Annotated in this window: 21 protein-coding genes; 12 read left to right on the top strand and 9 right to left on the bottom strand. The window is 69.6% G+C overall.

Going from position 1 to position 26925, the window contains the following annotated elements; all coding sequences use genetic code 11:
- Positions 1-155: 155 nt before the first annotated feature.
- Positions 156-3893 (top strand): UvrD-helicase domain-containing protein, encoded by a 3738-nt coding sequence (locus WME98_RS23900; RefSeq protein ID WP_437953354.1) that lies wholly within the window; start codon positions 156-158, stop codon positions 3891-3893.
- 367 nt (positions 3894-4260) lie between these two features.
- Here WME98_RS23900 and WME98_RS23895 read toward each other — a convergent pair whose 3' ends face one another.
- Positions 4261-4956, bottom strand: a complete 696-nt coding sequence (locus WME98_RS23895) for a hypothetical protein (RefSeq protein ID WP_061624944.1) — start codon at positions 4954-4956, stop codon at positions 4261-4263.
- Between the two features lie 542 nt (positions 4957-5498).
- On the opposite strand from WME98_RS23895, the gene WME98_RS23890 reads away from it, so the two are divergent.
- A complete protein-coding gene (locus tag WME98_RS23890; RefSeq protein WP_437953353.1) occupies positions 5499-8105 on the top strand; it encodes a hypothetical protein in 2607 nt (868 codons plus the stop codon).
- Here the strand turns inward: WME98_RS23890 and WME98_RS23885 are convergent.
- The 3 genes from WME98_RS23885 to WME98_RS23875 are packed head-to-tail and all read right to left on the bottom strand — an operon-like array spanning position 8096 to position 11498.
- On the bottom strand, positions 8096-9115 hold the full coding sequence (locus WME98_RS23885; RefSeq protein WP_437953352.1) for a hypothetical protein: 1020 nt from the start codon (positions 9113-9115) through the stop codon (positions 8096-8098). The genes WME98_RS23890 and WME98_RS23885 overlap by 10 nt on opposite strands.
- Complete coding sequence (locus WME98_RS23880; protein ID WP_437953351.1) at positions 9112-10209, bottom strand: TRAFAC clade GTPase domain-containing protein; 1098 nt, start codon at positions 10207-10209, stop codon at positions 9112-9114. The genes WME98_RS23885 and WME98_RS23880 overlap by 4 nt, the downstream gene beginning before the upstream one ends.
- A 29-nt stretch (positions 10210-10238) precedes the next feature.
- Positions 10239-11498: a GTPase-associated system all-helical protein GASH gene (locus tag WME98_RS23875; RefSeq protein ID WP_437953350.1), complete on the bottom strand. Its 1260-nt coding sequence runs from the start codon at positions 11496-11498 to the stop codon at positions 10239-10241.
- Positions 11499-11588: 90 nt separating this feature from the next.
- On the opposite strand from WME98_RS23875, the gene WME98_RS23870 reads away from it, so the two are divergent.
- The 4 genes from WME98_RS23870 (at position 11589) to WME98_RS23855 (ending at position 16427) form a co-directional block, all read left to right on the top strand.
- Positions 11589-13592: a hypothetical protein gene (locus tag WME98_RS23870; RefSeq protein ID WP_437953349.1), complete on the top strand. Its 2004-nt coding sequence runs from the start codon at positions 11589-11591 to the stop codon at positions 13590-13592.
- 44 nt (positions 13593-13636) lie between these two features.
- Positions 13637-14644 (top strand): hypothetical protein, encoded by a 1008-nt coding sequence (locus WME98_RS23865; protein ID WP_437953348.1) that lies wholly within the window; start codon positions 13637-13639, stop codon positions 14642-14644.
- Between the two features lie 128 nt (positions 14645-14772).
- A complete protein-coding gene (locus WME98_RS23860) occupies positions 14773-15141 on the top strand; it encodes a hypothetical protein (protein ID WP_437953347.1) in 369 nt (122 codons plus the stop codon).
- A gap of 74 nt (positions 15142-15215) precedes the next feature.
- Positions 15216-16427: an MBL fold metallo-hydrolase gene (locus WME98_RS23855; RefSeq protein ID WP_437953346.1), complete on the top strand. Its 1212-nt coding sequence runs from the start codon at positions 15216-15218 to the stop codon at positions 16425-16427.
- Positions 16428-16536: 109 nt separating this feature from the next.
- On the opposite strand, the gene WME98_RS23850 is transcribed toward WME98_RS23855, so the two are convergent.
- The 3 genes from WME98_RS23850 to WME98_RS23840 all read right to left on the bottom strand — a co-directional run bounded on the left by WME98_RS23850 (position 16537) and on the right by WME98_RS23840 (position 19477).
- On the bottom strand, positions 16537-17832 hold the full coding sequence (locus WME98_RS23850; protein ID WP_437945511.1) for a hypothetical protein: 1296 nt from the start codon (positions 17830-17832) through the stop codon (positions 16537-16539).
- Between the two features lie 119 nt (positions 17833-17951).
- The gene (locus WME98_RS23845; protein ID WP_437945512.1) at positions 17952-18497 is read right to left on the bottom strand and encodes a hypothetical protein; all 546 of its coding nucleotides are present in this window, start codon (positions 18495-18497) and stop codon (positions 17952-17954) included.
- A 158-nt stretch (positions 18498-18655) separates the two neighbouring features.
- A complete protein-coding gene (locus WME98_RS23840; RefSeq protein WP_437948501.1) occupies positions 18656-19477 on the bottom strand; it encodes an IS630 family transposase in 822 nt (273 codons plus the stop codon).
- A gap of 365 nt (positions 19478-19842) precedes the next feature.
- On the opposite strand from WME98_RS23840, the gene WME98_RS23835 reads away from it, so the two are divergent.
- From WME98_RS23835 to WME98_RS23820, 4 genes are all read left to right on the top strand, one after another.
- Positions 19843-20226 carry a hypothetical protein gene (locus WME98_RS23835; RefSeq protein WP_437953345.1) on the top strand — a complete coding sequence of 128 codons (384 nt, stop codon included), beginning with the start codon at positions 19843-19845 and terminating at the stop codon, positions 20224-20226.
- 188 nt (positions 20227-20414) lie between these two features.
- Positions 20415-20969, top strand: a complete 555-nt coding sequence (locus WME98_RS23830; RefSeq protein WP_437953344.1) for a hypothetical protein — start codon at positions 20415-20417, stop codon at positions 20967-20969.
- A gap of 146 nt (positions 20970-21115) precedes the next feature.
- Positions 21116-21859 carry a hypothetical protein gene (locus WME98_RS23825; RefSeq protein ID WP_437953343.1) on the top strand — a complete coding sequence of 248 codons (744 nt, stop codon included), beginning with the start codon at positions 21116-21118 and terminating at the stop codon, positions 21857-21859.
- Positions 21856-22704 (top strand): GNAT family N-acetyltransferase, encoded by an 849-nt coding sequence (locus WME98_RS23820; protein WP_437953342.1) that lies wholly within the window; start codon positions 21856-21858, stop codon positions 22702-22704. The genes WME98_RS23825 and WME98_RS23820 overlap by 4 nt, the downstream gene beginning before the upstream one ends.
- A 52-nt stretch (positions 22705-22756) precedes the next feature.
- Here the strand turns inward: WME98_RS23820 and WME98_RS23815 are convergent, their stop codons facing one another.
- Complete coding sequence (locus WME98_RS23815) at positions 22757-23074, bottom strand: hypothetical protein (protein WP_437953341.1); 318 nt, start codon at positions 23072-23074, stop codon at positions 22757-22759.
- 590 nt (positions 23075-23664) lie between these two features.
- Here WME98_RS23815 and WME98_RS23810 point away from each other — a divergent pair.
- Positions 23665-24666 (top strand): N-acetylornithine carbamoyltransferase, encoded by a 1002-nt coding sequence (locus WME98_RS23810; protein ID WP_437953340.1) that lies wholly within the window; start codon positions 23665-23667, stop codon positions 24664-24666.
- A gap of 5 nt (positions 24667-24671) precedes the next feature.
- Positions 24672-26012: an acetylglutamate kinase gene (locus WME98_RS23805; RefSeq protein ID WP_437335272.1), complete on the top strand. Its 1341-nt coding sequence runs from the start codon at positions 24672-24674 to the stop codon at positions 26010-26012.
- A gap of 88 nt (positions 26013-26100) precedes the next feature.
- Here the strand turns inward: WME98_RS23805 and WME98_RS23800 are convergent, their stop codons facing one another.
- The gene (locus WME98_RS23800) at positions 26101-26874 is read right to left on the bottom strand and encodes a GNAT family N-acetyltransferase (RefSeq protein ID WP_437953339.1); all 774 of its coding nucleotides are present in this window, start codon (positions 26872-26874) and stop codon (positions 26101-26103) included.
- Positions 26875-26925: the final 51 nt, after the last annotated feature.

Here is a 26925-nt window from a genome sequence, read left to right as displayed (position 1 = left end):
ATGCTTTCCCGCTTTCATGGGCGACCTCCCCGGTCCGAGGGCGGCGCCGCCGCGCGGCGCGTCGTCTCCCCCTCGCCCCGCCCCTCCCCGGGCCCGGCCGGCGCGCCCCGCCGGCGCGGCCCCGGCGAGCGCCCGGATCCCCGGCGGGGGCGCCCATGAGCGCCGACGCGGCCCGGGCGCGCGGCGCGCGGGAGCTCGCGGACGAGCCCGCCCGCCGCCGCATCCGCGAGGACCTCCGGACGACGCTCGTCGTCGAGGCGGCCGCGGGCACCGGCAAGACGACCGCGCTCGTGTCGCGGATCGTCGCCGTGCTGCGGAAGGCGCCCGAGGAGGGCGGCGGGACGCTCGATCGCATCGTCGCGGTGACCTTCACGGAGAAGGCGGCCGGCGAGATGAAGCTGCGCCTCCGCGCCGAGATCGAGCGGGCGCGCGGCGACGCGGCGTCCGGCCCGGCGGAGCGCGCGCGGCTCGACGAGGCGCTCGCGCACCTCGAGGCGGCGCGCATCGGCACCATCCACTCGTTCTGCGCGGATCTCCTGCGCGAGTGGCCGGTCGAGGCGCGCGTCGACCCGCTGTTCCAGGTCGCCGCCGCGGACCAGGCCGAGGCGCTCTTCGACCAGGCCTTCGACGCCTGGTTCCAGCGCACCCTGAACGACCCGCCCGAGGGCGTGCGCCGGATCCTCCGCCGGCGCCCGCGCGACGGCGCGCAGGGCCCGCGCGACCTGCTCCGGAGCGCGGCGTGGCGGCTCGCCGAGCACCGCGACTTCACGCGCCCCTGGCGCCGCGATCCGTTCGATCGCGAGCGCGCCATCGACGAGCTCCTCGACCGCCTCGCGGCCCTCGCGGACCTCGGCGCCGAGGCCGACCGGGAGGGCGACTACCTCGCGCAGAGCCTCCGGAACATCGACCGGTACCTCGCGGAGCTCCGCCGCCGCGAGGAGGTCACGGGCGGGCGCGATCACGACGGGCTCGAGGCCGAGCTCGGCGAGCTCGCGCGCTGGAAGGAGTGGCGCTGGAAGGGCTCGGGCAAGGCGTTCGGCGGGGACCTCTCGCGCGCCGAGGTGCTCGCGCAGCGCGACCGGGTGAAGGTCGAGCTCGACGCCGTGCTCACGGCCGCGAGCGCCGACCTCGCGGCCTGCCTCTCGCGCGAGCTCCGGCCTCCGATCGAGGCGTACGACGCGCTCAAGGCGCGCGCGGGCAAGCTCGACTTCCTCGACCTGCTCCTCTGCGCCCGGAACCTCCTCCGCTCGAGCCGCGCCGTGCGCGAGGAGCTGAACCTCCGCTTCTCGCACCTCTTCGTCGACGAGTTCCAGGACACCGACCCGCTGCAGGCGGAGATCCTGCTCCTGCTCGCGGCGGACGACCCGACAGAGACCGACTGGATGCGGGCGCGCCCGGTGCCCGGCAAGCTCTTCGTCGTCGGCGATCCGAAGCAGTCGATCTACCGCTTCCGCCGCGCCGAGGTCGCGCTCTACGAGGCGACGAAGGCCCGGCTCGTCGCGTGCGGCGCGAGCGTGCTGTACCTGTCGACGAGCTTCCGCAGCGCCCCGTCGATCCAGGAGGCCGTCAACGCCGCGTTCGCGCCGCTGATGCAGGGGGGATCGGGCGAGGGCGCGGCGAGCCAGGCGCGGTACGTCGCGCTCGAGCCGTTCCGGGACGACCCCGTCGGGCAGCCGACGGTGATCGCGCTGCCGGTGCCGCGGCCTTACGGCGACTTCGGGAAGATCTCCGATTTCCGGGTGCGGCAGTCGATCCCGGACGCGGTGGGCGCCTTCGTCCACCACCTCATCCACGGCGGCCGGGGCGCCGCGGGCGGGCGGCGGTGGACGGTGACCGAGCGCGAGCGCCCGGGCCAGCGGGTGCCGCTCGAGGCGCGGCACATCTGCCTCTTGTTCAAGCGGTTCCAGACGTTCGGCGAGGACGCGACCCGCGCCTACGTGCGGGCGCTCGAGGCGCGGCGGATCCCGCACGTGCTCGTGGGCGGGCGGTCGTTCCACGATCGCGAGGAGGTGATGGCGGTGCGGAGCGCGCTGCTCGCGATCGAGTGGCCGGACGACGAGCTCAGCGTCTACGCGACGCTGCGCGGGCCGCTGTTCGCGCTGACGGACGACGTGCTCCTCCTCTACCGCGACCGGTTCCATCGCCTGCACCCGCTGGCTCAACCCGACGAGGCGGCGCTCGATCTCGCGGTCGAGGGCGGATCGCGGCCGCTGTCGGAGGTCGCGGAGGCGCTCGCGGTGCTCGGGCGGCTGCACCGCGAGCGCAACCGGCGGCCGATCGCGGACACGATCGGCGGGCTGCTCGACGAGACGCGCGCGCACGCTGGCATCGCGATCTGGCCGACGGGGGAGCAGGCGCTCGCGAACGTGCTGCGGGTGATGGATCTCGGGCGGCGGTTCGAGGCGGGCGGCGCGACGTCGTTCCGGGCGTTCGTGGAGCGGCTCGAGGCGGACGCGGAGCGGGGGGAGGTCGCGGAGGCGCCGGTCGTCGAGGAGGGGACCGAGGGGGTGCGGATCATGACGGTGCACCGGGCCAAGGGGCTCGAGTTCCCGGTGGTGATCCTGGCGGATCCGGCGTCGCCGGCGGTGCACCAGCACCCGTCGCGTCACGTGGATCCGGAGCTCGGGCTGTGGGCGGAGCCGCTCGCGGGCTGCGTGCCCGCGGAGCTCGTCGAGCGCCGCGACGAGGTGCTGCGGCGCGATCGCGAGGAGGCGGTGCGGCTCGCGTACGTGGCGGCGACGCGGGCGCGCGAGCTGCTGGTGGTGCCGGCGGTGGGCGACGCGCGCCCGGGGGACGGCTCGAGCGACGGCTGGCTGGACGTGCTGCACCCGGTGCTCTATCCGGCGCCGCGCGACCGGCGCAGCGCGCGGCGCTGCGAGGACCTCGGCTGCCCGCCGTTCGGGACCGACACGGTGCTGGAGCGCCCGGCGCGGTGCGAGGCCGACGAGCGCGACGCGGTGGCGCCCGGGGAGCACGCGCCGATGGCGGGGTCGCACCGCGTGGTGTGGTGGGATCCGAGCACGCTCGACCTGGATCGCGAGCCGGAGGCGGGGCTCCGGCAGCAGCGGATCCTGCAGGCGGACGCGAGCGGGGCCGGCGCGACGGCGGGCGCGGGCGCGACGGCGGTGGGCGCGGGCGCGATGGCGGTGGGCGCGGGCGCGACGGCGGACGCGGGCGCGACGGCGGGGGAGATCGGGCAGCGCGGGTACGAGGTGTGGCTGGAGGCGCGGCAACGGGCGATCCGGGACGGCGCGGTGGCGGCGATCCGCGTGAAGACGGCGACGCAGATCAGCCACGAGGCGGCGGCGGAAGCGGCGGCAGCGGCGGCGGCCGGCGCGGCGGGGCCGGCCCAGCAGCGGAGCGGCGCGGCCGGCGCGGCGCGCGCGGACGCGCTGCCGGTGATCTCGTTCGAGCAGACCGCGATCGCGCGCGAGGGCCGGCCCTACGGCAAGCGGTTCGGGACGCTGGTGCACGCCGTGCTCGCCGAGGTGGATCTCCGGGCGGGCGAGGACGAGGTGAGGACGGTGGCCGCGGCGCAGGCGCGGCTCCTCGGGGCGCCGGCCGAGGAGGTCGACGCGGCGGTCGCGGCGGCGATCGCGGCGCTCGAGCACCCGCTGCTCCGGCGCGCGGCGGAGAGCGCGGCGCGCGGCGCGTGCGAGCGGGAGACGCCGCTGCTCCTGCGGCTCGAGGACGGGACGATCGCCGAGGGCGTGGTCGATCTCTCGTTCCGGGAGAGCGTGGGCGACGTGGGCGTCTGGACCGTGGTCGATTTCAAGACCGGCTCGGACGCGGGCACGGCGCACGCGGCCCAGGAGGCGCAGGTGCGGCTCTACGTGCAGGCGATCGCCGAGGCGACGGGCGAGCGGGCGAGAGGGGTGGTGCTCCGGGTATGAGGGGCGCCGTCCAGATGCCACCGGACCCGCCATGGGTGTATCCTTCCCCGGCGGTGGCGATCGGGGTTCTCTCACAGCGCCGTACGATGCGCGGCGTGATCGGCTGGCGGAGGCGATCGAGTATGCGTGCTTCGGGGTGCGCTGTTACTGGCTGTTGGATCCCGACGCGCACTTCTTCGACCTGGGCGAACTCGACCCCTAGGGACATGACGTGCAGGTGCTGCCCGACGCGGAGTGGATGATGCGTGTGGAGGGCCTCAAGAAGCTGGAGTTCGACCTCGATGCGCTGTGGCCGAGGTGGCATCGCTCATGGACGACTGGTTGGCGGGGGCCGAACGCAGCACAGCGCATGACGAACGGCAGCGCGTCAGGTCGGAGCTGGGGCTGCGATGGACGCCTCGGCCGATGGCTTCGCCCTGACGCGCCGCTTCGTCGGCGCCTGCACGGCTCCCAGCGGTGCGAACAGGGCTCTGTAGGTCCCCTCATCCTCGTCCCAGGCGGCAGCGGCGTGCTTCTTCAGCCGCCGGAGCGCCTTGGTCCATGCGGGAAGCAGAGCGTCACGGGCGGCGAGCGCCTTTGTCAGCGCGGCCTGCGGCTTGGTGAGCCTGGAGAGCGCCGTCTCGAGCGCCGCGGTGTCCTTGACGAGCTTGGCGGCGGCCCTGGCGACATCGCTCGGTGGCTTCTTCTTGAGCAGCGCGGCGACGAGGTCGCGCGCGGCCTTGGGCTCGGCCGCGTATGCCAGGGACGTGAGCTGGCTGGGAGAGTGCTTGGAATAGCCGGCGAACGGGTTCTGGCGCTTGCCCAGACCGGCCCCCACGGTCTTGTCGGCGAGCGTACCCACGCTCTCGTCGAACGCGTCGTCGGCGGCCCCCACCGCGTCGAGCGCGGCGTCGCGCCTGTCGCGAGCAGCATCGGCGAGCGCCGCTGCCGCCTCGTACTCGGCATGCGCCTGTTTGAACGCCGCGAGGTGCGGTTTGACCCCAGCAGGGACGGCGATGTCGCCGAACCGATCGAGGATGGCGGCGCCATAGCTGCGGTTCTCTCCGATGTTGGTCTTGCCCATGCGAGCGCTCCTTCGCGGAAGGGTTTATGGGATGATGGATTCAGGAATTGTCACGACGAGGGCGCGAACCGCAAGCAGCAGCAAATTCCCGACGAGCGGACCGGGGACACCGGATGTGGCGCTGTTCGTCGTCGCGGCATGGCTGAACCACCGCTGGAAGCCGCAGCTCAGGGGCGACCCGAGCGGAAACGGAGCCGGGTCGCGGTCGAGCGCGGCGTGGAACGGCGAACCCGGGCAGCGTTTCGGCGAGCGGCGGTCGCGAACGTCGAAACCTGGCCAGGGTTTCAGCGATCCGAGTCGATGAACCTCGACCTAGGCGACGGTTCGACATCGGGAGCGAGGAACATCGAAGCCAAGCTCGGCCTTCTCGATGGCCGGTCGCGTGGTGCGAGCACCGAGCGTTCAGAGGATCGCCCGGCCCGGCTGGTCAGCTCGGTTGGCGGGCGACCCGGCAGCGTCTGCCATAGGTACCCCTGGGTGCGGAGCTAGACGCGAGCGTACGCCCGTCCGATGCTAGATCCTAGAGCGGACCTCGAGGCACGGTGATCGCGCAGACCCTCCACGGCTACGACCATGGGCACCGTCTGCTTGCCAGCGGCGGAGACCTGGATGACACCGAGCTTTCGTTGCTGGATCGCTTGAGCGATTTATCCGGCTACGTCCCGCTCGACACGGAGTTCGATCACTATCATACAGGCTTTGCCTGCGGGCGATACTACGCCTTCGCATGCACCTGGCCGGACAAGGCCGCCGTACGCGCGGGCACCGTGCTGACGCACACCCTGCTTGTCCCACGTGACGGACTGAACGGCATCGACGACCTATGGGCGCTGACTCGCTGGCATCGCCGGCCTCACTTTGCTGTAGATCGCGAGAGCTACACCGCAGCGATCCCGGCGGATCTCAAGGTGGAAGCAGCGACCCCGCCGGACCCTGATCCGGAGCGTGCACGCGCGGCCATCGCGCTTTGGTTCGGGCAGTCCGACCGGCCTGTCCTCTGGGTCGAGGACGGGCGGCCTGACGATATGGTCCGTTATCTCTGGGGGCTCCTCTGGCCAGAAGCACGAGAACGCTTCTCATTCTGCACCTTCGCGCTGCAGGTGCGGCACCTCCGCCGTCAGCCTTTCGGCTTCCTGGCGCTTCCTCCCGCGGCGCGCGGGGCTTTTCACGAGCGCGTGCGCAGCGCCGCGTGGTGGCAGGACGGTCATCTCAGCGGCGCAGAGCTCCGAGAGCGGTCCCGCCAGGCCTGGGTGCTCGCCATCCTGGAACGCGGAGCCGAGGTGACGCTGAGCATGCCGCGCTTCTGCGCGGTGAATGCGCTCCCGTTGCTCGACGAGGCGCAGTTTCCGGTCTTCCGCCGTTTCCTGGAGCTCGAACGGCCCGCGAGCTCCCGGCTGACCGCCGCGCGCGCCCGCGCCGACCTGCTTCACCGCCTGTGGCCTGAGCTGGCGCCCGGGCATCCTCTGGTCCAGGCGACGCTCCAAACGCTCCTGGAGCGCCAGGTCGATGCGCCACTGTCGCCGCGCCCGTTTTGGGAGCTCGGGGATCTGCTGGAGCGCCCTGCGGTCCGCGCCCTCGCCAGCGCGGACGCGAGGTTTGCGTCCGCGCTCGCCGAGACGCTGGCGAACGAAGTGCGGAGGCGCCTCCTCGCAGCGCCGCCGGACACAGTGAGCGGAGTAGCGATGTTGCCAGCATACGAGCCAGGACATGGTCTTCGCGGTGCCATCCTGGAAGCGGTCGCATCTGCTTTCGAAGGCATGCCGCCGGGAGAGGTGACCGAGGCCCGCGCCAGTGCGGTCCTTCTTGCCTCGCCTCAAGCTGGCGAATCTCTCCTCGTGCACACCGTCCTCGCCGCACTGCCGCAGGTTCTCCGAGCGCGCACCGCTCTCCGAGCACTCCAGACTGTTCCTGGAGAGGTTCGGCCATGGCTCATCGACAGCCTTCTCAACGCCGCGCGACAGCTCGCGGATCCGCTCCTGGTCGCCGAGGTGTGGCTCGCGAAGGACGAACCGATGCGCGGTATGCGCGAGGCCGCAGGCCTTGTGCTCTCGGCACCGGAGGTCGACCCGGAGCTCCTCCGGCCCGTGCTCGCGCGATTCAGCGCGGAGGTTCGCCTCGCCTGGGCGCTCGCGACCGCCGAGCCACAGCTGGCGGCATGGGCCGGGGCGAGAGGCGCCGAAGCGGCGCAGGAGCTGCGGGTTCCGGTGCACGAGGTGCTGGAACGCTGCCGCGGCGCGCCGAACGGCGCCCGCGTCCTGCTGGCGTGCCTCAGCGCGCTGCCGTCCTCCCAGCTTCGCGACGAGGAGCTCCTGAGCCCAGCTGTCGCCGAGATGCTCGCGACGGACGCGGCCAGCTCACCAGATGCGAAGCGGCTTGTCGACCACCTCACTCCGCGACTGGTACGTCAGCTCTCCGACGATGCCTGGGCATCGCGTGATGCATCCGATTGGCTGCGCCTGGCTGCCATCCAGGACTCCCTAGAGCGCTCGAATCCAACGGCGTTATTCTCCGCGAGCGGTGTCGACGCGGCAGATCGCGACTGCCTCCCCAACCTTGCACGAGGGGTCGCCGGCTATGTGCGCAGCGAGCCGTCTGCCCAGATGTTCTGGATCCCCGCCCTGCTTGGCCTCCCGCTCGTCGAGGCGAGGCCGAACAGCCTTTCCGTCGCGGCAGGGGACCTGGCCAGCGTCCTCGCTCTCCCGCACGAGCGGCGCGGCTGGCTGCTGCTGGCCGCCCACGTGCTGGCCGCAGTCCGGCGGACCGGCTGCCCGGCGGCGCACCAGCTCGTGGAGCTGACATTCCCGGTGCTCTACCACTACCTCGAACGCGATCGGCTGGCGCCCGGCCCTCGAGCGCTATTGGGCGGCTTCCGATGGTACAGCTGGGATCTGGCCAAGAGCTGGCGGCACTGGCTCCTGGACTGCTGGCTGGAGCAGAGGTGGCCGCCAGCGGCCTTCCTTCGCTGTATGGGACAGGACGAGGTGCTGTTCCGGCGGCTCGCACACCGCGCGGCGAAGACTTGGCGCGGCCGCGAGCTCCTCTTTAGCCTGCCGGGCGCGTTGGCCGAGGATGCCCGGCTCGCGGAGCGGTGGACTGCGCCGATTGCCCAGGTGCTCAGCGGGCGCGACGGGCCGCTCGACTACGAATGAACGAGCTCGAAGTCGTTGCCGGTGAGCGCTTCGTCGCCGAAGAGCGCCCACTCAATGGGCAACGCGAGATTACGGGTGCGAAGGATACGGCCGCTGGCGTCCGACCACACGACGAAGCCGTGCGGGTCTTCGCGGTACTGCTCCCGGTAGCGCTTGTCGGACAGGTCTCCGGCCGTGGACGAGAGGCCAAAGTGCAAGAGATCCTCGGGATGGTAGTTGCTCCAGAGAAAGTCGTCGAGCAACGGCGCGCGCTCGCGGAAGAGCACCGCAGGCCCACTCCGCTGCCACACTGGATCGACAGCGTCCCACGCCGAGGCGAGGAGGGCGATGCGCATCTCGCCCCGGCTGGACCGCTCACCAGGCGCAAGGCCGCGCTCGTGGCGGAGAAACTGGAGCAACTCGACAACGGCCAGCACGGTGGGGACCCGCACGGGCTCGTCCGGCGCTGCCACTCGCGGGTGCCGGCTCTGGTCCTGGATTCCGGGGCCGAACGCAGCCTCAGGATCCGCTTTTTTTCGCGTGCGCGCTCGCGGTTTCTGCTCCTTATTGGCTTTCAGTGCGAGCATCCGCTCGCGGTCCGTGGGGAGTTCGTCAACCCGCAAGCGTGGGAGCGGCATCATCGCGGTGGGGCGAACGAAGAGCAGTAGCCCGCGCGCGCCGGACCGGGCTCTCCACTCCGGCGAAAAACCCTGCATTCGGTCCTTGAACAGGCGTTCAACCTCCTCGCCATCATAATCGCCCATGTGAAGCGAGATTTCCTCGACGCGGCCGTCCCGCGTCGCCCGTAGAGGGAGGTCCAGAACGTGCCGTTCAGCCTTCGTTCGTTGCGGGTACTTTCCATCCAGAAGCGGTTCGCTCAATCGGTCGTACGCTGTAGCATCGTCGGGGAGTGAGCTCAGGCGGAGGTTCGACAGGCTATCCGTTTCCAGCGCACGGACGATCGCGCCGAGGTATGTGGTCTTGCCGCTCTCTTGGCCGCCTAGTAGTGCTACCGTGGATCGCGTGTTCATGATTCAGCATCCCATCGGCGCATCGCCTCGAACTGGCTTCCCCCGTCGCGAATAGGAATGCATAGCCGCGGCCAGCGTTCCCGGCGATCGGCCCACCTCATGACATAGGAGAACGGAGCTAGCACGCCGGCGGGCTGTCCTTGCTTCAGGGACTTTGGGAACGCGCTCACCGCGAAGGGCGCGGTGAGAAAACCGGCGTTGCACCCATGCTCGAGCGCGCTCCAGATGGCAGGGGTGAGTTTCCCGAGACGTCCCCATGCACCGCGCTGTTGGCAGGCTTTCTCTTCCGGCGGTTCGATCTGGTCGATGATACGATCGAACTTGCTGAACACGAGCGCGAGGCCGCGGCCTCGGCGGTTCCCCGCCGAGGCGACGATCCGCCGGATGAGCCTCCCCACGGCAGCGTCCATCTTCGCGCCCGACGTACCGAGCAATGCGGACGCGTCGACGACTACAAGGAAGCCGTCGCTTCGAGGCATGAAAGCCAGCCGGCGTCGAGCTCCGTCATCGACCCGCCGCGTCCAGTCCTCGATCCATTCGCCAGCCACATCCGTCAGGAGGACATCGAGATGCCGGTCGTCGGTCGGGTCTGAAGGTCGCAGCCCGAGATGGAGGAATCGGCCCGGGTCCCTTGATTCCTCCTTGGGCGTATGATCTACTACCTGTTCGCCCTGCTTCCCGGACCACCGGTTGGCCCGATCGACGAGGTCCTGGAACCCGTACAGCGTTCGGCTGGAAGCAAAACGGTAGGGGAAAAGTCCATATTGGCCATTCGCGATCTGGAGAAAGAACGAGGCCATCAGGCTGGTCTTCCCCGCGTCGTAGGGCCCCAGCACGGAGATGAGCCGGGCCGGCGAACGCTGGACGATGGCCTCTGCCTCCTGAAAATCGAGGTGCCTTCCCTTCCAGGGCGCAGCGTCTTCGACTTCTGCGCCGATCACGGCCGGCATCGCGGGCTTGAGGAGCACCGGCGAGGGCGGAGTCACGGTGCCAGCGTCCACGCGCGCGAGCTCCGGGCACTCGGCCAGCGGATCCGCGAACTCGGCAGCCCGGGCGCAGCGGCCGCCTTCGGGCAGAGAACAATCCGGGTGCATGCAGCGCAACGGCTGGAGCGGGAGAGGCATCATGTACTGTCCGCGATGCGAAGGTCGAGGAGTGTTTCCCGGAAGAGCCACGAGGCCCACTGGCCGCGGTCGATCTCGGCGTCGAGGTCGAGGCCGACAGCGCCGGCAGCACCGGTGAGCGGTTCGTTGGCAGCAGCCTGGAGGCGGACCCAGGTCACCGGGAGGCCGAGTGCGTCGTCTTTCGCAAGCTGTTCCAGACGCCGAGAGAGAGGCGGCACCGCAGGTCGAGCATCCCGCAGTGCGGCAAGGAGCCCCTCCATCCAGTGAAAAAGCGGCTTCTTCTCGAAGATATCCTCACCCAGCGCGTGCAGGGTCTCCACGAGATAGGCAGCCGCGGGCTCGACCTCCAGCGAGCATGACAGTTGCGCGGCTTCGCGCGCTGCCCACCAGAGCAACACCCCATCTCCGGATTTCAGCCGGCGGTAAGGTGATCTCAAGGCTCGACAGTAACGGGCCTGGCCCCACCAGAGCAGATTGAGCTCAGCTCGGCTCCTCGTGCTCTCGTCACGCATCCGGCACATCTCGCCTTGCACGGTCTGGCCGACGTACGCAGCCAAGTCTTGGCCGTACTGAGCGATCTCCTCCGACGTGCGTACTACGGCGGCATCCAGCGTGCTCAAGGCAGTATTATGCTCATGGAGCACCTGCGAGATGTGGGGTCCAACGTGTGGAAAGTGACCACTTGATTGATAATTCTGCACCTGCTGGAGGGCAGACTGCGTGGTCAGCGAAATCCCTTTGTATACCGTAAACTCGGACTGTGGTTCCGAGTTCGGGGCTTCAGTCCCGTCGCCTTGCTCGTCGGCGTGTCTAGGGGATCTGATGTGTGTGCGCCAGCGAGCAAGGTCTTCCCTCTGCCGCTCCCTCCCCCGCATCACCTCGTCGCACGCGGAGTCCATCAGCTGCGCCAGCGATAGCCACCCCGCCAGCGCATCGTTCGGCCATGCCGCGAGCAGCAAGGCTTGCCCGTACAAGAGGTGATCCTGGCCCGTGCCGGCGTTCGCCCACGCTTCCTTCAGCACCCTACGCAGCGCGATCCAGCTCGCGCGCTTGTTCCAGCCCGGTCGCTCCGGATCGGCGAGGAGGACCTGCACAGCCCTGATCGCGACCTCGGGATCTGTCTCGCCTTGCTGGAGCCAGGCGGAGACCGCGCCCAACGCTCGCTGCTGGACGTCCCCCAGCGCCACATCCGGCGACAGGCCCCAGCTCGTCCAGAGCTCGCTGAGCCGCTCTCCGATGTCCCCTGCGCTCTCCGTCATGAACTGGTCCTCTCCTCCGGCCCCGGACTACACTGGGATCCGGTCCCTTCCGGCCGCCGTCTGGTAGTATCTACCTGACGGGCCCCACCGATGGAATCCCCCGCCCCCTCCGCCGCGCCTCCCTCCAGCCGCCCCGACGCGCTCGACGTGCTCGAGGCACGCCTACTCGGCCTGCTGCGCGACGACGGAGGTGCTTCCGGCATCGCCGAGCTGCTCGTCACGATCGCCCAGGCCGAGCAAGACCCGCAGCTCTACCCTCAGCCTCCGCCCATTGATCCGTCGGAGGGCCGGCGCTCCTCGGCCGAGCTGCGACGCCTGCTCCAGGCGTTGCAGTGCGCCCCGCCCGAGCCGCCCCCCTCACGCCCGCGCGCGGGCTACACGCTCGAAGGCGCCCCGGACGGCGAGGCGCGTGCGCTGCCCGCGTTCGCCGGGGCGCTGGGCAGCGGCGGCAGCCTGCGCAAGAGCTTCCCGGACCTGTGGGCCCTCGACGCGGCGCTCTGGAATCGCCTTGACAGCGCCGATGTACGTGAGCTGGCGCGCCTCTGGCTGGAGAGCCCGGGTCGCCGTCTCGTCCAGGATCTCCGCGTTCTCACCAGCATGCCAGCTGGAGAGCCGCTCGGTGCTACGGATCTTTCGTTCGCGCGCCTTGAGGCTGCCGCCGGTTGGCGTCCCACGCCGGGGAAGGCGGCGAGCCCCCTCGACGAGCACCGCGGCTACCGCGAGCTCCACCTCGCCGTCCCAGGGGCGCACCTGGAGGACTGGGAGCCCGAGCCCAGCGATAAGGCCGAACAGGTGCTGCGAGCCCTGCACCTGCTCGAGGATGGAAGCCCGCTCGGGCTGAGGGGTGCCGCGCTCGCATGGCTCCTCAACAGCGCGGCGGACGATCCCTTCTACACCGTCAACGGCATCCGCCGCGATCTCCGCGACGACCTGCCCATCCGGCTCAGCACTGCGCTGCCCGCCTGGGTCGGCGACGATCCCCGTACGACCGTCCCGCGCCAGCTCGAGGTGCTGACGCTGCAGCACGCCGCGCGCATCATCGCCGCAGGTCCAGCTGGCGATGCCGCGCCGCGCGGGTGGGCCCTCGCGCGTTGGCTCCAGGGCTGCCTGCGTCGCAGCCCGTTCTTCGGCGCCGACGAAGAGGTGCTTGCCGCGCACCTCCGCGCGCGCTTGCCTGCAGCGCCACTTCCCGTACCCGATGCCGCTGACGCCCTGCATCCTGCCCGCTTCCCCCTCGATGGTGCTGGCCTCAACGTCGCGGAGATCGCCCTCATGGCCGGCGTGCTCGCGCACTACCAGCGCCCTCACGATCACACGCTGCTGCCCACGCCCGTACCGCTGGTCCACGCCCTGCAGCAGATCGCACGGCGCCCTATCCGCCCAGCAGAGGAGGACGCCGACGCTGCGCTGATCGCGGGGCACAACGCGCTCGGCTGGCCGGAGGATTACTCGATCGCGCCCCCGCTTGCGGCGCGACGCCTGATGACCGACCTGCGGATCGGTTGGCTCGCGCAGATCGGCGAGGCAGCGCAGAGCGAGTCGATCGAGCGCTTCGCCAAGGATCCGGTTCGCCACGGGTGGCTCGCCTTCGCCGTGCACCGCGAGGGCCAGCACCTCGGTCCCGGAGCACGCACCCTCGCCATCGACGTGTTTCGCGCGCTCTCAAGCGCGTGCCGAGCCGAGGCGTACGTGCTCGGCACGTTCGGGACGGGACTCCTGGAGGGGCTCTCGGAAAGCGAAACGGACGTCATCGTCAGCCTCGCGATGAACGCCGAGCCGCTCTGGCGACCGTTCGTGATCGATGCCCTCGCCGGCGCTGCCGAGCGGATCGAGCGCGGCGCGACCTGGGCGCGCGCCATCGAGCACCTGCTCGCCTTGATGGAGGACGGCCTTCTCGACGAGAAGGTGCGCCTCAACGCCGCACTTTTCGCGCTGCGACGCGCGTCCGCCTCCAAGATCGCTGGCCGTGATGCCCTGCTCGCACGCATCGCCGCGGTCGCGACCGCTCCGCCGTTCAACGACCACCTTGGCCTCCGTCGCGAGATCCGCCGCCTCGGCCTTCCACCCCCAGCAGCTGCCGGTTTCAAGAGATGACGCGACACCTGCGATGCTACTCCTTTCACTCGGTCAAGGGTGGCGTGGGCAAGTCCACGCTCTCGGCGCTGACAGCGGTGGCCCTAGCCGAGACGCATCCGGAAGCGCAGGTGTACCTGATTGACATGGATCTCACCGGGACAAGCCTCGCCGACGTGCTGCCGCTGGAGGCACCGAGCTGGGCCGGTGTCGGGCCCCGCGATCCGATCGATCTGCTTCAGCTACCGGACGGATTCCACGAGCGAGGCGACGCAATCGACCGCGTTGAGGAGCGAGGCGATGCGCTAGCCGACTCTGTCAACCCAGTCGGAGTGCCTTTTCTCAACGACTATCTTCTCTTTAAGACTCCCGATTGGGACGAAGAGCGCGACGTGCCTCCAGTAGCCATTTGCTGGCGATTGGAATACGGCCCGAAAAATCTACGCGTACTCCCGAGCAGCGCGCTACCTCGGGATCTTTCTCGGGCGCTGCCCGTCATCTACGACGAGGAGCACGCGGCGTTCCTCGAAGGCAGGCTCGAGTACCTACTTACCGCGCTCCATATTGGTACCGACGAGACGTTCGTCGTGTTCGATACACCTCCCACGATCCCTGGGCTGTCTCGGTCCGTGTTGAATCTTGCGTTCCGCCTATCGCACGAGCCAAAGACGCCGCTATCCGAGGATGGATTCATGCCGCAAGAGCTACAGGAGGCGCACATCGACTGGAGAGCGTTCTTGATTGCCACCCAAGACTACCAAGATATCCGTGCCGCAGTGCGCTGGCTCGATCTGGTCGGCGAGGAGGATCTCGACGTTGTCCGCCTGGTCCTGAACCGCGTCGGCGGCGACGAACAACAGCGACGCGAGCTGCTCCTCGAGGCGCTGCGGGAGCGCTCGGATAGGGTCGAATCGCGGGGTATGGTAGTTCCTGCGCCGATCGCCAGCCTGAACCCTCTCGTCGCGTCGCCCATATGGGTGCAGGAAGATGCAGATTTACAAGCCATTTTCCGCTCGGAAAAATCACCACCTGTCTTACGTCACTTGCTTGAGAAACTCGAGGAGAAGTCTTAGTAATTATGGCGGATCGGGACTTGCTCCGCCGGCGCCGTCCACCACATTACCCCAAGACGTGTGCGCCAGAATCTGAGCCGTCGCTGTCGCTCGTTCGCCAGGTGCCTGTCCGGCCGGCGCGCTTCCCGGTGGGCCTCGACGAGCCGGAAAGGCCATTGTTCCCTCCGCCGGAGAAGGTGGAGGGAACGGCGTTATCGGTGGCCGCATACCTCGGCCGAGTCGAAGAAGTGAGCGAAAACAATGAGGTAACGGTGACGGTGTGGGAGCGTCCGAACGGGCGAGAGGGCATGACCTCGCTATCCGTGAATGAGCATCTTGGCGGCAAGACACCATCCATGGGTGATCTACTATGGATCTGGACTTGGCTCGATGCAACAACGGAGGCACATACCCCCCAAGCGCGGATTCACGTCGAGGCAGAGACCCGCGCGCTCGACGCCAACGACCGCTCACGGCTGCGCTCGTTGCTCGCTGATCTTGCAAAGGACGACGGATGAGGCCAGGCGGCGCGAGCCGGGTGCCGGAGCCCGGGATCGTCACGGAGATTCTCCCGGAGCACATGCCGACCGGTATGTTGAGCATTGCCATCTTCGGTCCAGGCGAGGGAGAAGCCATTGTCATACGCCTCCCCGACGGTTCGGTCGGGATCGTAGATGGATGCCGCGAGCCTGAAGGCGGAGCCGCAGACGGATGGGGCGACCCGGTTCGGGAACTCCTCGAAAAGTTCGCCACCGAGAAGCCGGACGCAAGCGGCTTTCAAATCGAATTCGTGTGCCTCACCCATCCACATGCCGATCACTATCGAGGGCTCGGGAGGCTTCTCGAAGCATACGAGGGTAGGATCAATAGAGTTTGGAAGGCCACCCACCTTACCCCGCACCATGAAAAGGCGTTAGTGGAATGGCTCGATCTGACCCGCGCTGGAGGCGCTCCGGACGCGGAGGTGTTAAACGGCCTGAAGCGGGTCATCGATCGCTTTGATAGAGCGAAAAAGGTGTGCCCCAATGGCTTCAAGCATCTCGGACAGGATAAAAATCTGTTCACATCAACGCGACGAGTCAAGGGACACAAGCTGTCCATCGAATCCTGCGGACCAGCGGACGTAGACATAGATAACGCTGGAAACGAGTTAGTAGCCCTCCTGAAGGACGCTGAGGAGAGCGGAACGGTATCACGCAAGCACGATCCGAATCTGACGAGCGGCGCCCTGCTCCTTCGCTGGGGTCGCTCCGCAGTGCTTCTAGCCGGCGATCTCCTCCGCGGCAGCGGGCCCCAATCGGGGTGGCAGCTTGCCAGACAGCAGATCAAGTGCAAGGTCCAGATCGTCAACGTGGCTCATCATGCGTCCGAAGGCGCCCATGACGAGATGCTGTGGACGTCCATGGCCCCGGATCTCGCCATCGTGACGCCGTTCAAATATGGCGTTGGAGATAATCCTCCTCGCCCGGATCGAATTCTTTCGCTCGCACGCACGTCGGTCGTCGCCATCACGTCACCACCGCAGTGGCCAAGCGCGATGTGTAATCCCGTCGGAATGAGGTTGATAACACGTAAGAGCTTCAAACCGAAGAACAGCGTTCTGCCGAGAATTGCGCCGTCAAATGCTGCCGATGCTCGGCGAAACGCCGTTGCCGTCTCGCTCGACAGCGACGGCAACATCACACGCTTCTATCTCGCCGGTAAGGCCGATGTTTACCTGGCACCGGATGAAGCGAGCGCGTCAGCCGCTGCCCCCGACGTGAAAGCGTCTACGCCAAAGGCGAGACGACCGCTGCCCCGATAAACGAGTAACGCACTCGGAATGCGCACCCTCGTGGACGGCAACGTGACGCGCGTTGGAGCCGAGCGCTGCCGGCGCAGGCGCCAGGCATGCACATCCCGGCGCGGCTGCGCTAGCACCAAACGCTCCCACAGCCCTTCGCGCTGCCAGAACCCGCTTCCGCGGTATTTGGCAGCACAGGCCGTGCGTCTGACGGCGTGCGACCCCTGGCAGCGAACCCCATCACGACGCGGCGCCCGCCGAGCCACGGCAAGCCGATCTCTGCCGCGTTGAAGCGTTGGACCAGCGGGCGGAGCCAGGCTCGACGCGGCAGGAAGGCCAGCACGACGAGCAGGTGCGAGGGCGTGAGGATCAGGTCGGCGTCGCGCATCAGGACCCAGCGCCGCAGCGTGCGCGGGTGGGCGAAGTGGAAGCGGGGGGGCAGGGCGTCGCCCAAGGCGCGGAGCGCGTCCCAGGCGAGCGCAGCGATCCAGGCGCAGAGCGCGAGCGGTCCTTGGCGAAATCCGGGGCGGTCGGGCCGACCGCGCTTGGGATAACCGCTCGCCGAGGTGTCGAGCCAGAGGTCGTGCACGCCGATGCGGTGGCCCTGCTCGTGGTGCTGGCGAGTGCGGTACTCGTGCAGCAGCTCCAGGGCCGGCGTCGTGGTGTCGTGCAAGACGAAGAGCGCGTGCCAGCGGTCCTTGCCCTTCATCGCGTGCTCGCGCACGACCACGGTCCGCAGGGGCCGAGCGATGCCGCGGATCGTGGTGGTCGTCTCGGCGAGCTCGATCCTCTTGGGCTTGGCGCCCGTGTACCGGCCGGGCTCCTCATAGGGGGTGAACCGCGCTCGTGGCAATCGCTTCCACGCGTTGACATAGCCCGGCCGACGAGGCGCGCGGATCAAGAACACGGTCTTGCGGAAGCGATTGAGGCGCCGAAGGCCTTCGTTGGTGGCGGAGGCGCCCGCGTCGATGATCAAGCGAAGCTGACGGACCCGGACGCGCCGACGCACCGCGCGGAGGAAGCCGAGGGTCCGCTCGATGAGCTTGCCGTTGCCGCGGGTGACGACAAGCCCGAGGAAGCGGCGCGCCTGGGGCCAGTGCAGGAAGAAGAGCTTCTCGGCGCGCATCTTCTTGTTGCGGAGGGTATGGAAGCCCTTCGGGATCTTGAACTTGCGCGTGAAGCGGGCGACGACATGCTCGTCGAGGCTCAGTGTCACCCTGCGGTGGCGCAGCGCGCCCCACGACTCGGTCATGCGCGTGAGCCTCTTGACCCCTTCGGTCGTCACCGCGCGCACGAGCCCGCCAAGGCGGGATCGAGACATGACCTTCTTGCCGCCGGACAGGATCGCAAAGCCCGGATCGTCGAGGGTCTCGAAGTGAAAGATGCGCTCGATGCCCAGGCTCGCGCGGAAGAACAGCGACAGCACGAGGCGCTGCGCCTTGTCCGCGCTCCCCAGCGCCCTGGCCAGCGTGCGCTCCGCGGCGCGGCTCAGAGCGAGCGCGGCCGGCAGCAGGAGGAAGGCGCCCCCGAAATGGGTGCGCCCGATCAGGTGGGGCGCGCGACATGCGCCTCCGCGCGATCGTGCTCCGGGCGAAAGACGTACAGGCCGTAGGCGTCGAGAAACCGGCGGAGCGTCTGCTGCTCGATGTCGATCCCGAGCTCGCGCTGGATGAACGCGACCACCTCGGGCTGAGTGCATCGTGGATGGTCGACGAGGTACTTGGCGATCGGACCGGCATGCTCCGGGCGCAGCCGCGGTTGCCGGTGTCGCCCGAGCTCCGACCAGATCGATTCGAGCATCTGGTGGGCCGAGAGCGTGCGCACGGTGCGCATGGCCCGGTCGGTGCGACCGACCGCCGCGCCCACTTGCGCGGCCGTCAGCCCCATGTCCGCATGCAGGAGGAAAAAGGCTGCGACGCGCAGCAGGATCGGCTGGGCCGCGATGGCGGCCCCAAACCGCACCGCAGCCTCCAGCAGGACTTGCTCCGACCGTGTCGCCCCCTCCAGCACGTCCGCATGCTTGCGCTGCCAGCGTACCCACGCCTGCTGCGGCGCCTCGCTCGCCTGTGTCGTCGCCGTGTCCGTCGTCATGATGCCCTCCCCATGACGAGCATCCCACAGCGACGAAAGCCTGCAGCAGCCAGGCTCGGGCGATGATCATACGTTGAGGCGGAAGTCGTCGGTGAACGCTCCGAAGGGATCGGGGGCGTTTGGTGCTAGTGGACTGTTCGATAAGTTTTTTAACATAATCACGCGGCATGCCGCTCAACCCAGCGGTGCATTTTCTGCCGCGTCCAGGACCACCTGAACGGGTGAGCGTAGAGCTGGTCGTACTCTCGCCAGCTCGCGTCCAGGTGCTCGACGAGCTGCTGGCGGCTGTTCCAGCTGCCGCGCTTCAGGTAGCGCTCGCTGAACGCGCGGAGCAGCAACTCAGCCTGGTTGAGCCACGAGGCGTGCGCCGGCGTCACGAGGACGCGGACGTGCGGGTAGAGGGTACGCAGCAGGGTGGTGGTCTCCTGTGCGACGTGGGACGGGGCTCCGTCCCAGATCAGGTGCACGCGTCGCGCATCGCAGCACTCGTGGAGTAACTCGGGCAGGATCGCGCGCAGGTGCTCGCTATCGTTCCGGTTGGGGCACCATCCGCGCATCTTGCCCGTGTGCACATCGAGGACCGCGGCGAAGTTCACCGTCCCGTGCCGGATGTACTCGAACTCCTGGTGCTCGGCCTGGCCGGGCCTCACGGGGCGCGTCGGTCGCCGGCGTTCGAGCACCTGGATGTTCGGCTTCTCGTCGAAGCAAAGTACAAGCTCGCCGCGCGCGGCTAGATCCGAGGCTCTTTCGTAGCACCACAGGATGCGCGTCACCCTCCTCTCGAAGTCGGCATCGATCGTGGGCGTCTTCCAGTACCGCGAACGGTGGGGTTGCAGATCGGCGGTACGCAGGATCAGCGAGACGGTCGAGTGCGCGATCTTCGGCACCAGCCCACGCTCAGCCGCCACCTTCGCCAGGCTGCGCGTCGACCAGTGCGTCATGTGCAGCCCGAGCCCTGCGGGCTCACAACAGGCGAGCATCTCGAGGCCGACGCGTTGCAGAGGGGGAAAAAGCCCGGGGCCGACCCTCGCGAGGGGCGTCCTCGACCGCCCGAACCCCCACCTTTTCGTACCGACGGCAGAGGTGCCAGATGCTCTCGCGCCTCTGCTCCACGTGCGTCGCCAGTTCCTCCACGACCGTCGCCGGGTCTGCCATGGCCAAGAGCACCCGAGCTCGGCGAGCCACGCGTTGCTCGGTCCGTCCATCGCGCACCAGCCGCTCCAGGTACGCCCGATCCTCCTGCGACAGCTCGATCTTCCTGGGTGGTCGTCCTCGCATGCCGAAGCTTACGCCACCCCGGGGAATATGTTAAAAAACTTATCGAACAGTCCACTAGGATGGCGCCATGCTCGACCGATGGCGGCAATTCCGTACCAACGCAGGGAAGTGGGGTGTGGTGCGCACCGTCGTGGCGCTCGCCCTCGCGCTCACGGGCGCCGTGATACTCACCGCGTACGCGCAGTCCTACTGGCCCACCGTGCCCGGCGTGGCGCTCGGGTTCGCGATCCCGTACCTGGCCCGGGACGCGCTCGTCGAGCATGCGCAGAAAGTGCAGCGATTTCAGTCGTATTCCATGATCGGCATCGGGCTGATCGCCGCGGTGGGGCGCGACGTCTTCAAGGAGGTCGGGCCCATCGGGCTCGCGGTGGCGCTCGCCTTCGCCGCGGCTCAGGTGGGCACGTACTTCTGGCTGCTCTCGGATCCCCGGATCTCGATCGTTCGCAGCTGAGGCGCTCACCGGGGTTGCCCCGGGGACGTCGAGGCGCGCGCTCGGCGGCGACACGTCGGAGGAGCCATCGCGCGCCCTCGGCGGAGCGAGAGCCATCGCGGCCCCTCGGCTGAGCGACGTCGAGAAGCGGCGATGTCCGCGAGGAGGCGATCGTTCCTGGTACGATGCGCGCCGGCGCGGAGGCCGGCATGGGGACGAGCGACGAGGGCGGGAAGAAGCTGGGGGTCATCGGTGCCGCCATTGCGGCCATCGGGATGATGGTGGCGCGCGGCGCCGACGACTGCGGGCGCCTTGGGCTCAAGGGCCTCGGGGCGGCGGAGCATGCCGCGCCAGCGGCCGCGGGGGACGCGCTGCGCGGCGCGGGCAAGGCGGCGGCCCTCGGCGACGACGCGCTGCTCGGCGCGGGAAAGGCGGCGGCCCTCGGCGATCCTGCGCGCGCCGCGGCGCACGCGGGCGATGGCGCTCACGCGCCGAAGGTGCTCGAGGTGCAGCCCGGCAGCGCCACCGAAGACGTGGCCGGGAAGCTTGCAGAGCAGGGGCTGGGGCTGGGGGTGGAGATGCTCCCCGGCGCAACCGACGAGCAGGAAGCGGACGAGCCTGCGCCGGCGGCGGCCGCCGCTCCCGACGTGCAGGGAGCGCGGCCGGCGCCGATGCCGCCCGGCGCCGGCAGCGCCGATGCGGGCGCTGGCGCCACGGGCGCGCCGGCGCCCCGGACCGTGGAGCGCCGGTCCCCCGCGAAGTGATGCAGCGCGCGTACGTCAGCCTGCTCGGTCGATGTCGGGCGGGCGTCGAACAGGCTGCCGCCCACATCATCTACACCTGACAGGACGGATGACGGTCAGCGGCGCGGCGCCGTAAGATACAGTGGCTTCCCGTGGTCCATGCCCCCATGAACGCACCTGCCCTGCGCCTCTGCCCGCTGCTGCTCCTCGTGATGGGCTGCGTCGCCGGCGAGCCGGCCCCCGCTGCGCCCCCTCGCGCGGGGGCCGACAACCCCTGCGCGCCGGGTGGAACGCCGCGGCCTCCTCGCCGGAACATCGTGGCCACGACGGTCACGCCGAGCGGACAGGTCATCGACTGGATCCCGATCGAATCCCAGACCCCCGACGGCAAGATCGCGTCCCCTCCCCCACCGCCGAGGCGCCCGGACGACGCCGCACCGGCGCCCCCGGGCGGCGCCGCGCCGGCGCCATCCCCGGAGGAGACCGGGGTCGAGCTCGGGCCGAGAGGTCCGGCCGGCACGGTGCCGGTGCTGCGCCCGCGACAGCCGCAGTGCGATTGCCTGCCTGGCTACGTCCAGCAAGCCGATGGCTCGTGCGCGGAGCTCGCCACGCACTGCTCGGGAGAGGGAGCGATGGCATCCAGCAAATCGTTCACCGTCTGCTGTCCGGAGCTCGCGCGCATTCCCCTGATGGAGCGCATCGATGGCAAGTGCGTGACCATGGGGCTCGGCGCGCACCTCTGCACGAAGTGCGGCGACGGCGCCTGCGGCGCGGGGGAGAACGACTGCAACTGTCCGAGCGACTGCCCCGCTGCCAGTCCGAGCCCTGCCAGCGGCCCCGACGGACGCCTCCAGGAACGCCCCGCGGAGGCGTCCACCCCGGCAGCCGCGGTGGCATCATCCGGCCCATGAGCCCCCTCCTTGCCGAGATCGAGCGGTTCTACGACGCCGTCCCTCGCCGTCGTGCCGACGCCGAGGACCACGGACCGCTGACCCTCTTCATTCGCCGCGGCGACGGCTGGCCCTACTATGCCCGCCCCGCCCTCGGCGTTCGCGGCGCCGTGTCGGCCGAGGATGTGGCCGCGGTGCGCGCGCGTCAGCGGCAGCTCTCGATCCCGGAGGCGTTCGAGTGGGTGCTGGAGACGACCCCCGGGCTCGACGCGGCCGCCGAGGCGGCGGGCCTGCACGTCCGCCGCTGCCCGCTGCTCGTGCTCCGCGGCGAGCCCATCCCGGCCGCCTTGCCCGAGGACGTCGCGCTCTCGATCGTCGCCGCGCACGATCCGGATCTCGCCGCCGTGCAGGCCGTCGCGCACGTCGCCTTCGGCGCGCTCAGCACCGCGGCGGGCCCTGCTGGTCCGGCCGAGCGCGACGCCGCCGCAGCGACGCTCCCGGCCGGGCTCGCGGCGGCCTGGCACGCGTCGCAGATCGAGGGAACGATGGTGCACGCCGCTGCCCGGGGCCGCGGCGGCGCGCTCACCGGGCCGCTCTGCGTGGGCAGCTACCAGCACGCGCTGGACGTCGCCGAGATCGTGGGCGTCGGGACGCTGCCTGCGGCCCGGCGCCGGGGCCTCGCCGCCGCCGTCACCGCGGTCCTGGCCCGGCACGCCCTGGACGCCGGGATGCGCACCGTGTTCCTGTCTGCGCAGAACGACGATGTCGCGCGCGTCTACGAACGGGTCGGATTCCGGCGCGTCGCCACCGCGTGCATCGCCGAGCCGCCCGAGCAGGCGGAGCGCGTCGAGGACCTCACCCCGTGACCGGTGCGAGGCCGGCGAGATCGTCCCACCGAGTCATCGACGGCAAGAGGGGTCAGCCGGAGACGGCGTGATAGTCCGGCCCCTCTTCCCCGCGCAGGATCTCGGTCTGAAGGACCGATGCGTCCCGCAGGTGCGCCACCGCTCCGAGCTCGCCGTCGCGACGGTACGCCGAGAAGGCGTGTTCGTCGGGAAAGGTGACGATGTGAATCTCCTTCAGGCTCAGCCCAGCGCTGTCGGGCGCCGTCACCACGGTTCGCTCGATCGCGCCGCCGTACCGGGCCATCACGGCCGCGGCCTTCCTCTCATACGCGCGGAATGCGTCGAGCGCCTCGCAGCGCACCGTGAGGATCACAACCAGCGTCACCGGCACGTCGCCTCATCCACGCCACGCCGCCGCAGAAGCACAAAAAAAGAGCGCCCATTCGACGGTGGGGGGGGGGAAACCGTCACGGGCGCTCTGCCTCCAGGTTTAGCAGGATGCGGACCAAGCGCTGCACCCTGGTTTTCCGCGCATTTTCCTTAAGGGGACTGCGTACCCCTTTCGATCCTGAAACCGACGCGTGCAATCCTGACATCCTCCGGTCGCTGCTGGCGACGGGGGCGGTGCGGCGCCACACCTGACGCCGGCGCCCGGCGACCGAAGCGAGACGCTCGACGCCGGCGGGCCCCGCCGCCAGCTCGGGCGGAGGACGTCGTCGCGCGCATCACACCTTAGCCGAGGCGACCACGTCGCTTGAGGCCGCGGGGCCACGTTGGTTGGGCCGCCGGAACCACGTTGCTTGGCGCCGCGGGGACCACGGTCGCCGCCGCGCCAGGGAGCGCGGCCGCCGCGCGCGGAGCGGCCGCTCGACTCCGTCCGACGGAGCGCGCCGCGCCGGCACGCGCGCATCGTTGACATCGCCGCCAGGATTGCTCCAATGCGAGCGCCCGCTCCGCGCTGATCCAACGAGGAGGCATTCGATGCGGCACTTTCTGACCACGATGGACTATACCCGCGCCGAGATCGAGGGCCTCCTCGAACGCGCGCAGCGCTTCAAGCGCCGGCCGATCGAGCCGCGCCTCAAGGATCGCACCATCGCGCTCGTGTTCTTCAACCCCTCGCTGCGGACGCGCACCTCCTTCGACGTCGGCATCCGGGAGCTCGGCGGACACGCCGTGGTCCTGGAGCCCGGCCGGGGCGCATGGCCCATCGAGTTCGAGGAAGGCGCCGTGATGGACGGCGAGCCGGAGGAGCACATCCAGGAGGTCGCTCGCGTGCTCTCGCGCTACGCCGACCTCATCGGCGTGCGCGCGTTCCCCAAATTCCAGCGCTGGGAGGACGATCGCCAGGACAAGGTGCTCCAGGGGTTCGCCCGCCACGCGACCGTGCCGGTGGTGAACCTCGAGACCATCACCCACCCTTGCCAGGAGCTCGCCCTCGCGCTCGCCATGAAGGAGCGCCTCGGCCGCCTCGACGGCAAGAAGTTCGTGCTCACCTGGACGTACCACCCGCGCCCGCTCAACACCGCGGTCGCCAACTCGGCGGTCCTCATCGCCTCCAAGCTCGGCATGGACGTCACCCTCCTCTGCCCCACCGAGGAGTACCACCTCGACGAGCGCTACCTCGACGCCGCCAGGAAGAGCGCGGCCGACAACGGGCGGAAGCTCTCGATCACCTACGACATCGAGTCCGCCTACCGGGGCGCGCACGTCGTCTACGCGAAGAGCTGGGGCGCGATTCCCTACTTCGGGCGCTGGGAGCAGGAGAAGCCCATCCGCGACCGGCACAAGCACTTCATCGTCGACGAGCAGAAGATGGCGCTCACCGCGGGTGGGCTCTTCTCCCACTGCCTGCCGGTCCGGCGCAACGTGAAGGTCACGGACGCGGTGATCGACTCGCCGGCCTCCATGGTCATCGACGAGGCCGAGAATCGGTTGCATGTTCAGAAGGCCGTGATGGACGTGCTGGCCAACGGGTGGTGACCGCGATGGGCTCGACACAAGACGTCATCGTCCGCCTGCTCAGGAACCTCGGCAGCCGCAAGGAGGTCGAGCAGTACCTGAAGCAGTACGCGGCCGTCGATCAGCAGAAGTTCGCCGTCATCAAGGTCGGCGGCGCCATCCTCGACGAGGACCTGGAGGCGCTCGCGACCTCGCTCGTGTTCCTGAACCAGGTCGGCCTGTATCCCATCGTGATCCACGGCGCCGGGCCGCAGCTCGATCGGGCGCTCGCCGAGGCGGGCATCCAGACCGAGCGCGTCAACGGGCTGCGCGTCACGACGCCCCGCGTCCTGGAGATCGCTCGCCGCGTCTTCCTGCGCGAGAACCTGCGGCTCGTCGAGGCGCTCGAGGAGATGGGCACGCGCACGCGGCCGATCACCGCGGGCGTCTTCGAGGCGTCGCTGATGGACGAGGGCCGCCTCGGGCTCGTCGGCAGGGTGGAGCGCGTCCACGTCGACGCGGTGAGGTCCAGCCTGCGCGCGGGGCACCTGCCGATCCTCGCCTGCCTCGGCGAGACGCCGGGCGGGCAGATCGTCAACATCAACGCCGACGTGGCCGCGCGCGAGCTCGCGCTCGCGACGCAGCCGTTCAAGATGATCTTCCTCACGAGCGCGGGCGGCCTCCTCGACGAGCACGGGCGCATCATCTCGGCCATCAACCTCGAGGAGGACTACGCGGGGCTGATCGCCCAGCCCTGGTTGACCGGGGGCATGCGGCTCAAGCTGCAGGAGATCAAGCTCCTGCTCGACGGGCTGCCGCCGACCTCCTCGGTGTCGATCACGGCGCCGGATCACCTGGCGAAGGAGCTGTTCACGCACACGGGCTCTGGCACGCTCGTTCGACGCGGCGAGCGCATCGTGCGGCACGACACGCTCGACGGCATCGATCGCGGCCGGCTGCGCGATCTGCTCGAGGCGTGCTTCCAGCGGAAGCTCGACGAGCACTACTTCGACAAGAAGCCGTTCTACCGCATCTACCTGTCCGACTCGTACCGGGCGACGGCGATCCTCACGCTCGACTCGGGCGACAAGGCGCCGTTGACTCCGTACCTCGACAAGTTCGCGGTGACCACGGAGGCGCAGGGCGTGGGGATCGGCGGCTCGCTCTGGACGCGGATGAAGAACGAGAACCCGAAGCTGTTCTGGCGCGCCCGGAACGGCAACGAGATCAACCCCTGGTATTTCCAGCAGGCCGAGGGCAGCTACCGCAACGAGAACTGGACGGTGTTCTGGTACGGCCTGTCCAGCTTCGACGACATCCGCGCCTGCATCGATCACGCGCTGTCGCTGCCGGCGACCCTGCGCCAGCACGGCACGGTCGAGCTCTGACCCCGCGCCGCCGAGCCCGGCGCGCCCGCCGCCGCTCCCGCCGCCGCGCCGCGCCCGGGCTCGCGGCGGGTCGCGCCTCGGTCCGGGCTCACAGCGGGTCGTCGTCGCCGTCGGCGCCCGCCCGTGCGAGGGGCGCGCGCTCCCGGTCGGCCGCAGCGTCCGGCGGGAGCGACGCCGGCGGCGGGGCGCTCGTCCGCTTCTCGGCGGTGCGCGCCTTCGGCGCTCGCCGCGGCGAGCGCTTCGGCTTGGCGGACGCGGAGGACGCCTCCGGAGGGCGCGGCTTCTTGAGCGCCCGGGGCGGCAGGAGCTCCGAGTCGACAGCGACCTTCTTCGCCATGAAGATCGCGGCGTCGAGCCGGTAAAAGCTGCGCTTCCGGTAGAACTTGAGGGCGCCGATGTTGTTCTCGGCCACCTCCAGCACGAGGTGGGTGCAGCCGTGGATGCGCGCGAGGTGCTCGAGCTGCTCGAGCATGAAGGCGCCGACGCCGCGACCCTGGTAATCGGGGTGGACCGCGAGCTCCTCGACGAAGAGCGGGCGCATGTCGTGCTTCGTGAAGTACCGCTCGTTCATCCAGTTGTCGGTCCCGGTGATCTCGAACGCGCACTCCGCGTAGCCGACGATCTCCTGCCCATCGCCCTGGCGGACCTCGAAGAGGAGCTGCTCGACGCCTTCCTCTTCGTAGACCTCCAGGAACCGCTTCTTCGAGCGAGGACGCTGGTACTCGACCGTTTCCCGGTTCACGTCGCGGAACACCTTTTTGAGAAATTCCCAAACTCGGTTCAGGTCGCGGCGGTGGATCCGGCGGACGTAGATGAGGCTCTCCTCCCCGGCGCCGGGGGAGCTCGACTCGGCCTTGGTCATTGTCGCGCCCAGTCTACAGGACGAACGCGGAGCGGGCACATCGCGGCGAAC

This window comes from Sorangium sp. So ce296, assembly GCF_051529605.1.
GTDB lineage: Bacteria > Myxococcota_A > Polyangia > Polyangiales > Polyangiaceae > Sorangium > Sorangium cellulosum_D.
This window is presented reverse-complemented; position numbering and strand designations above follow the sequence as displayed.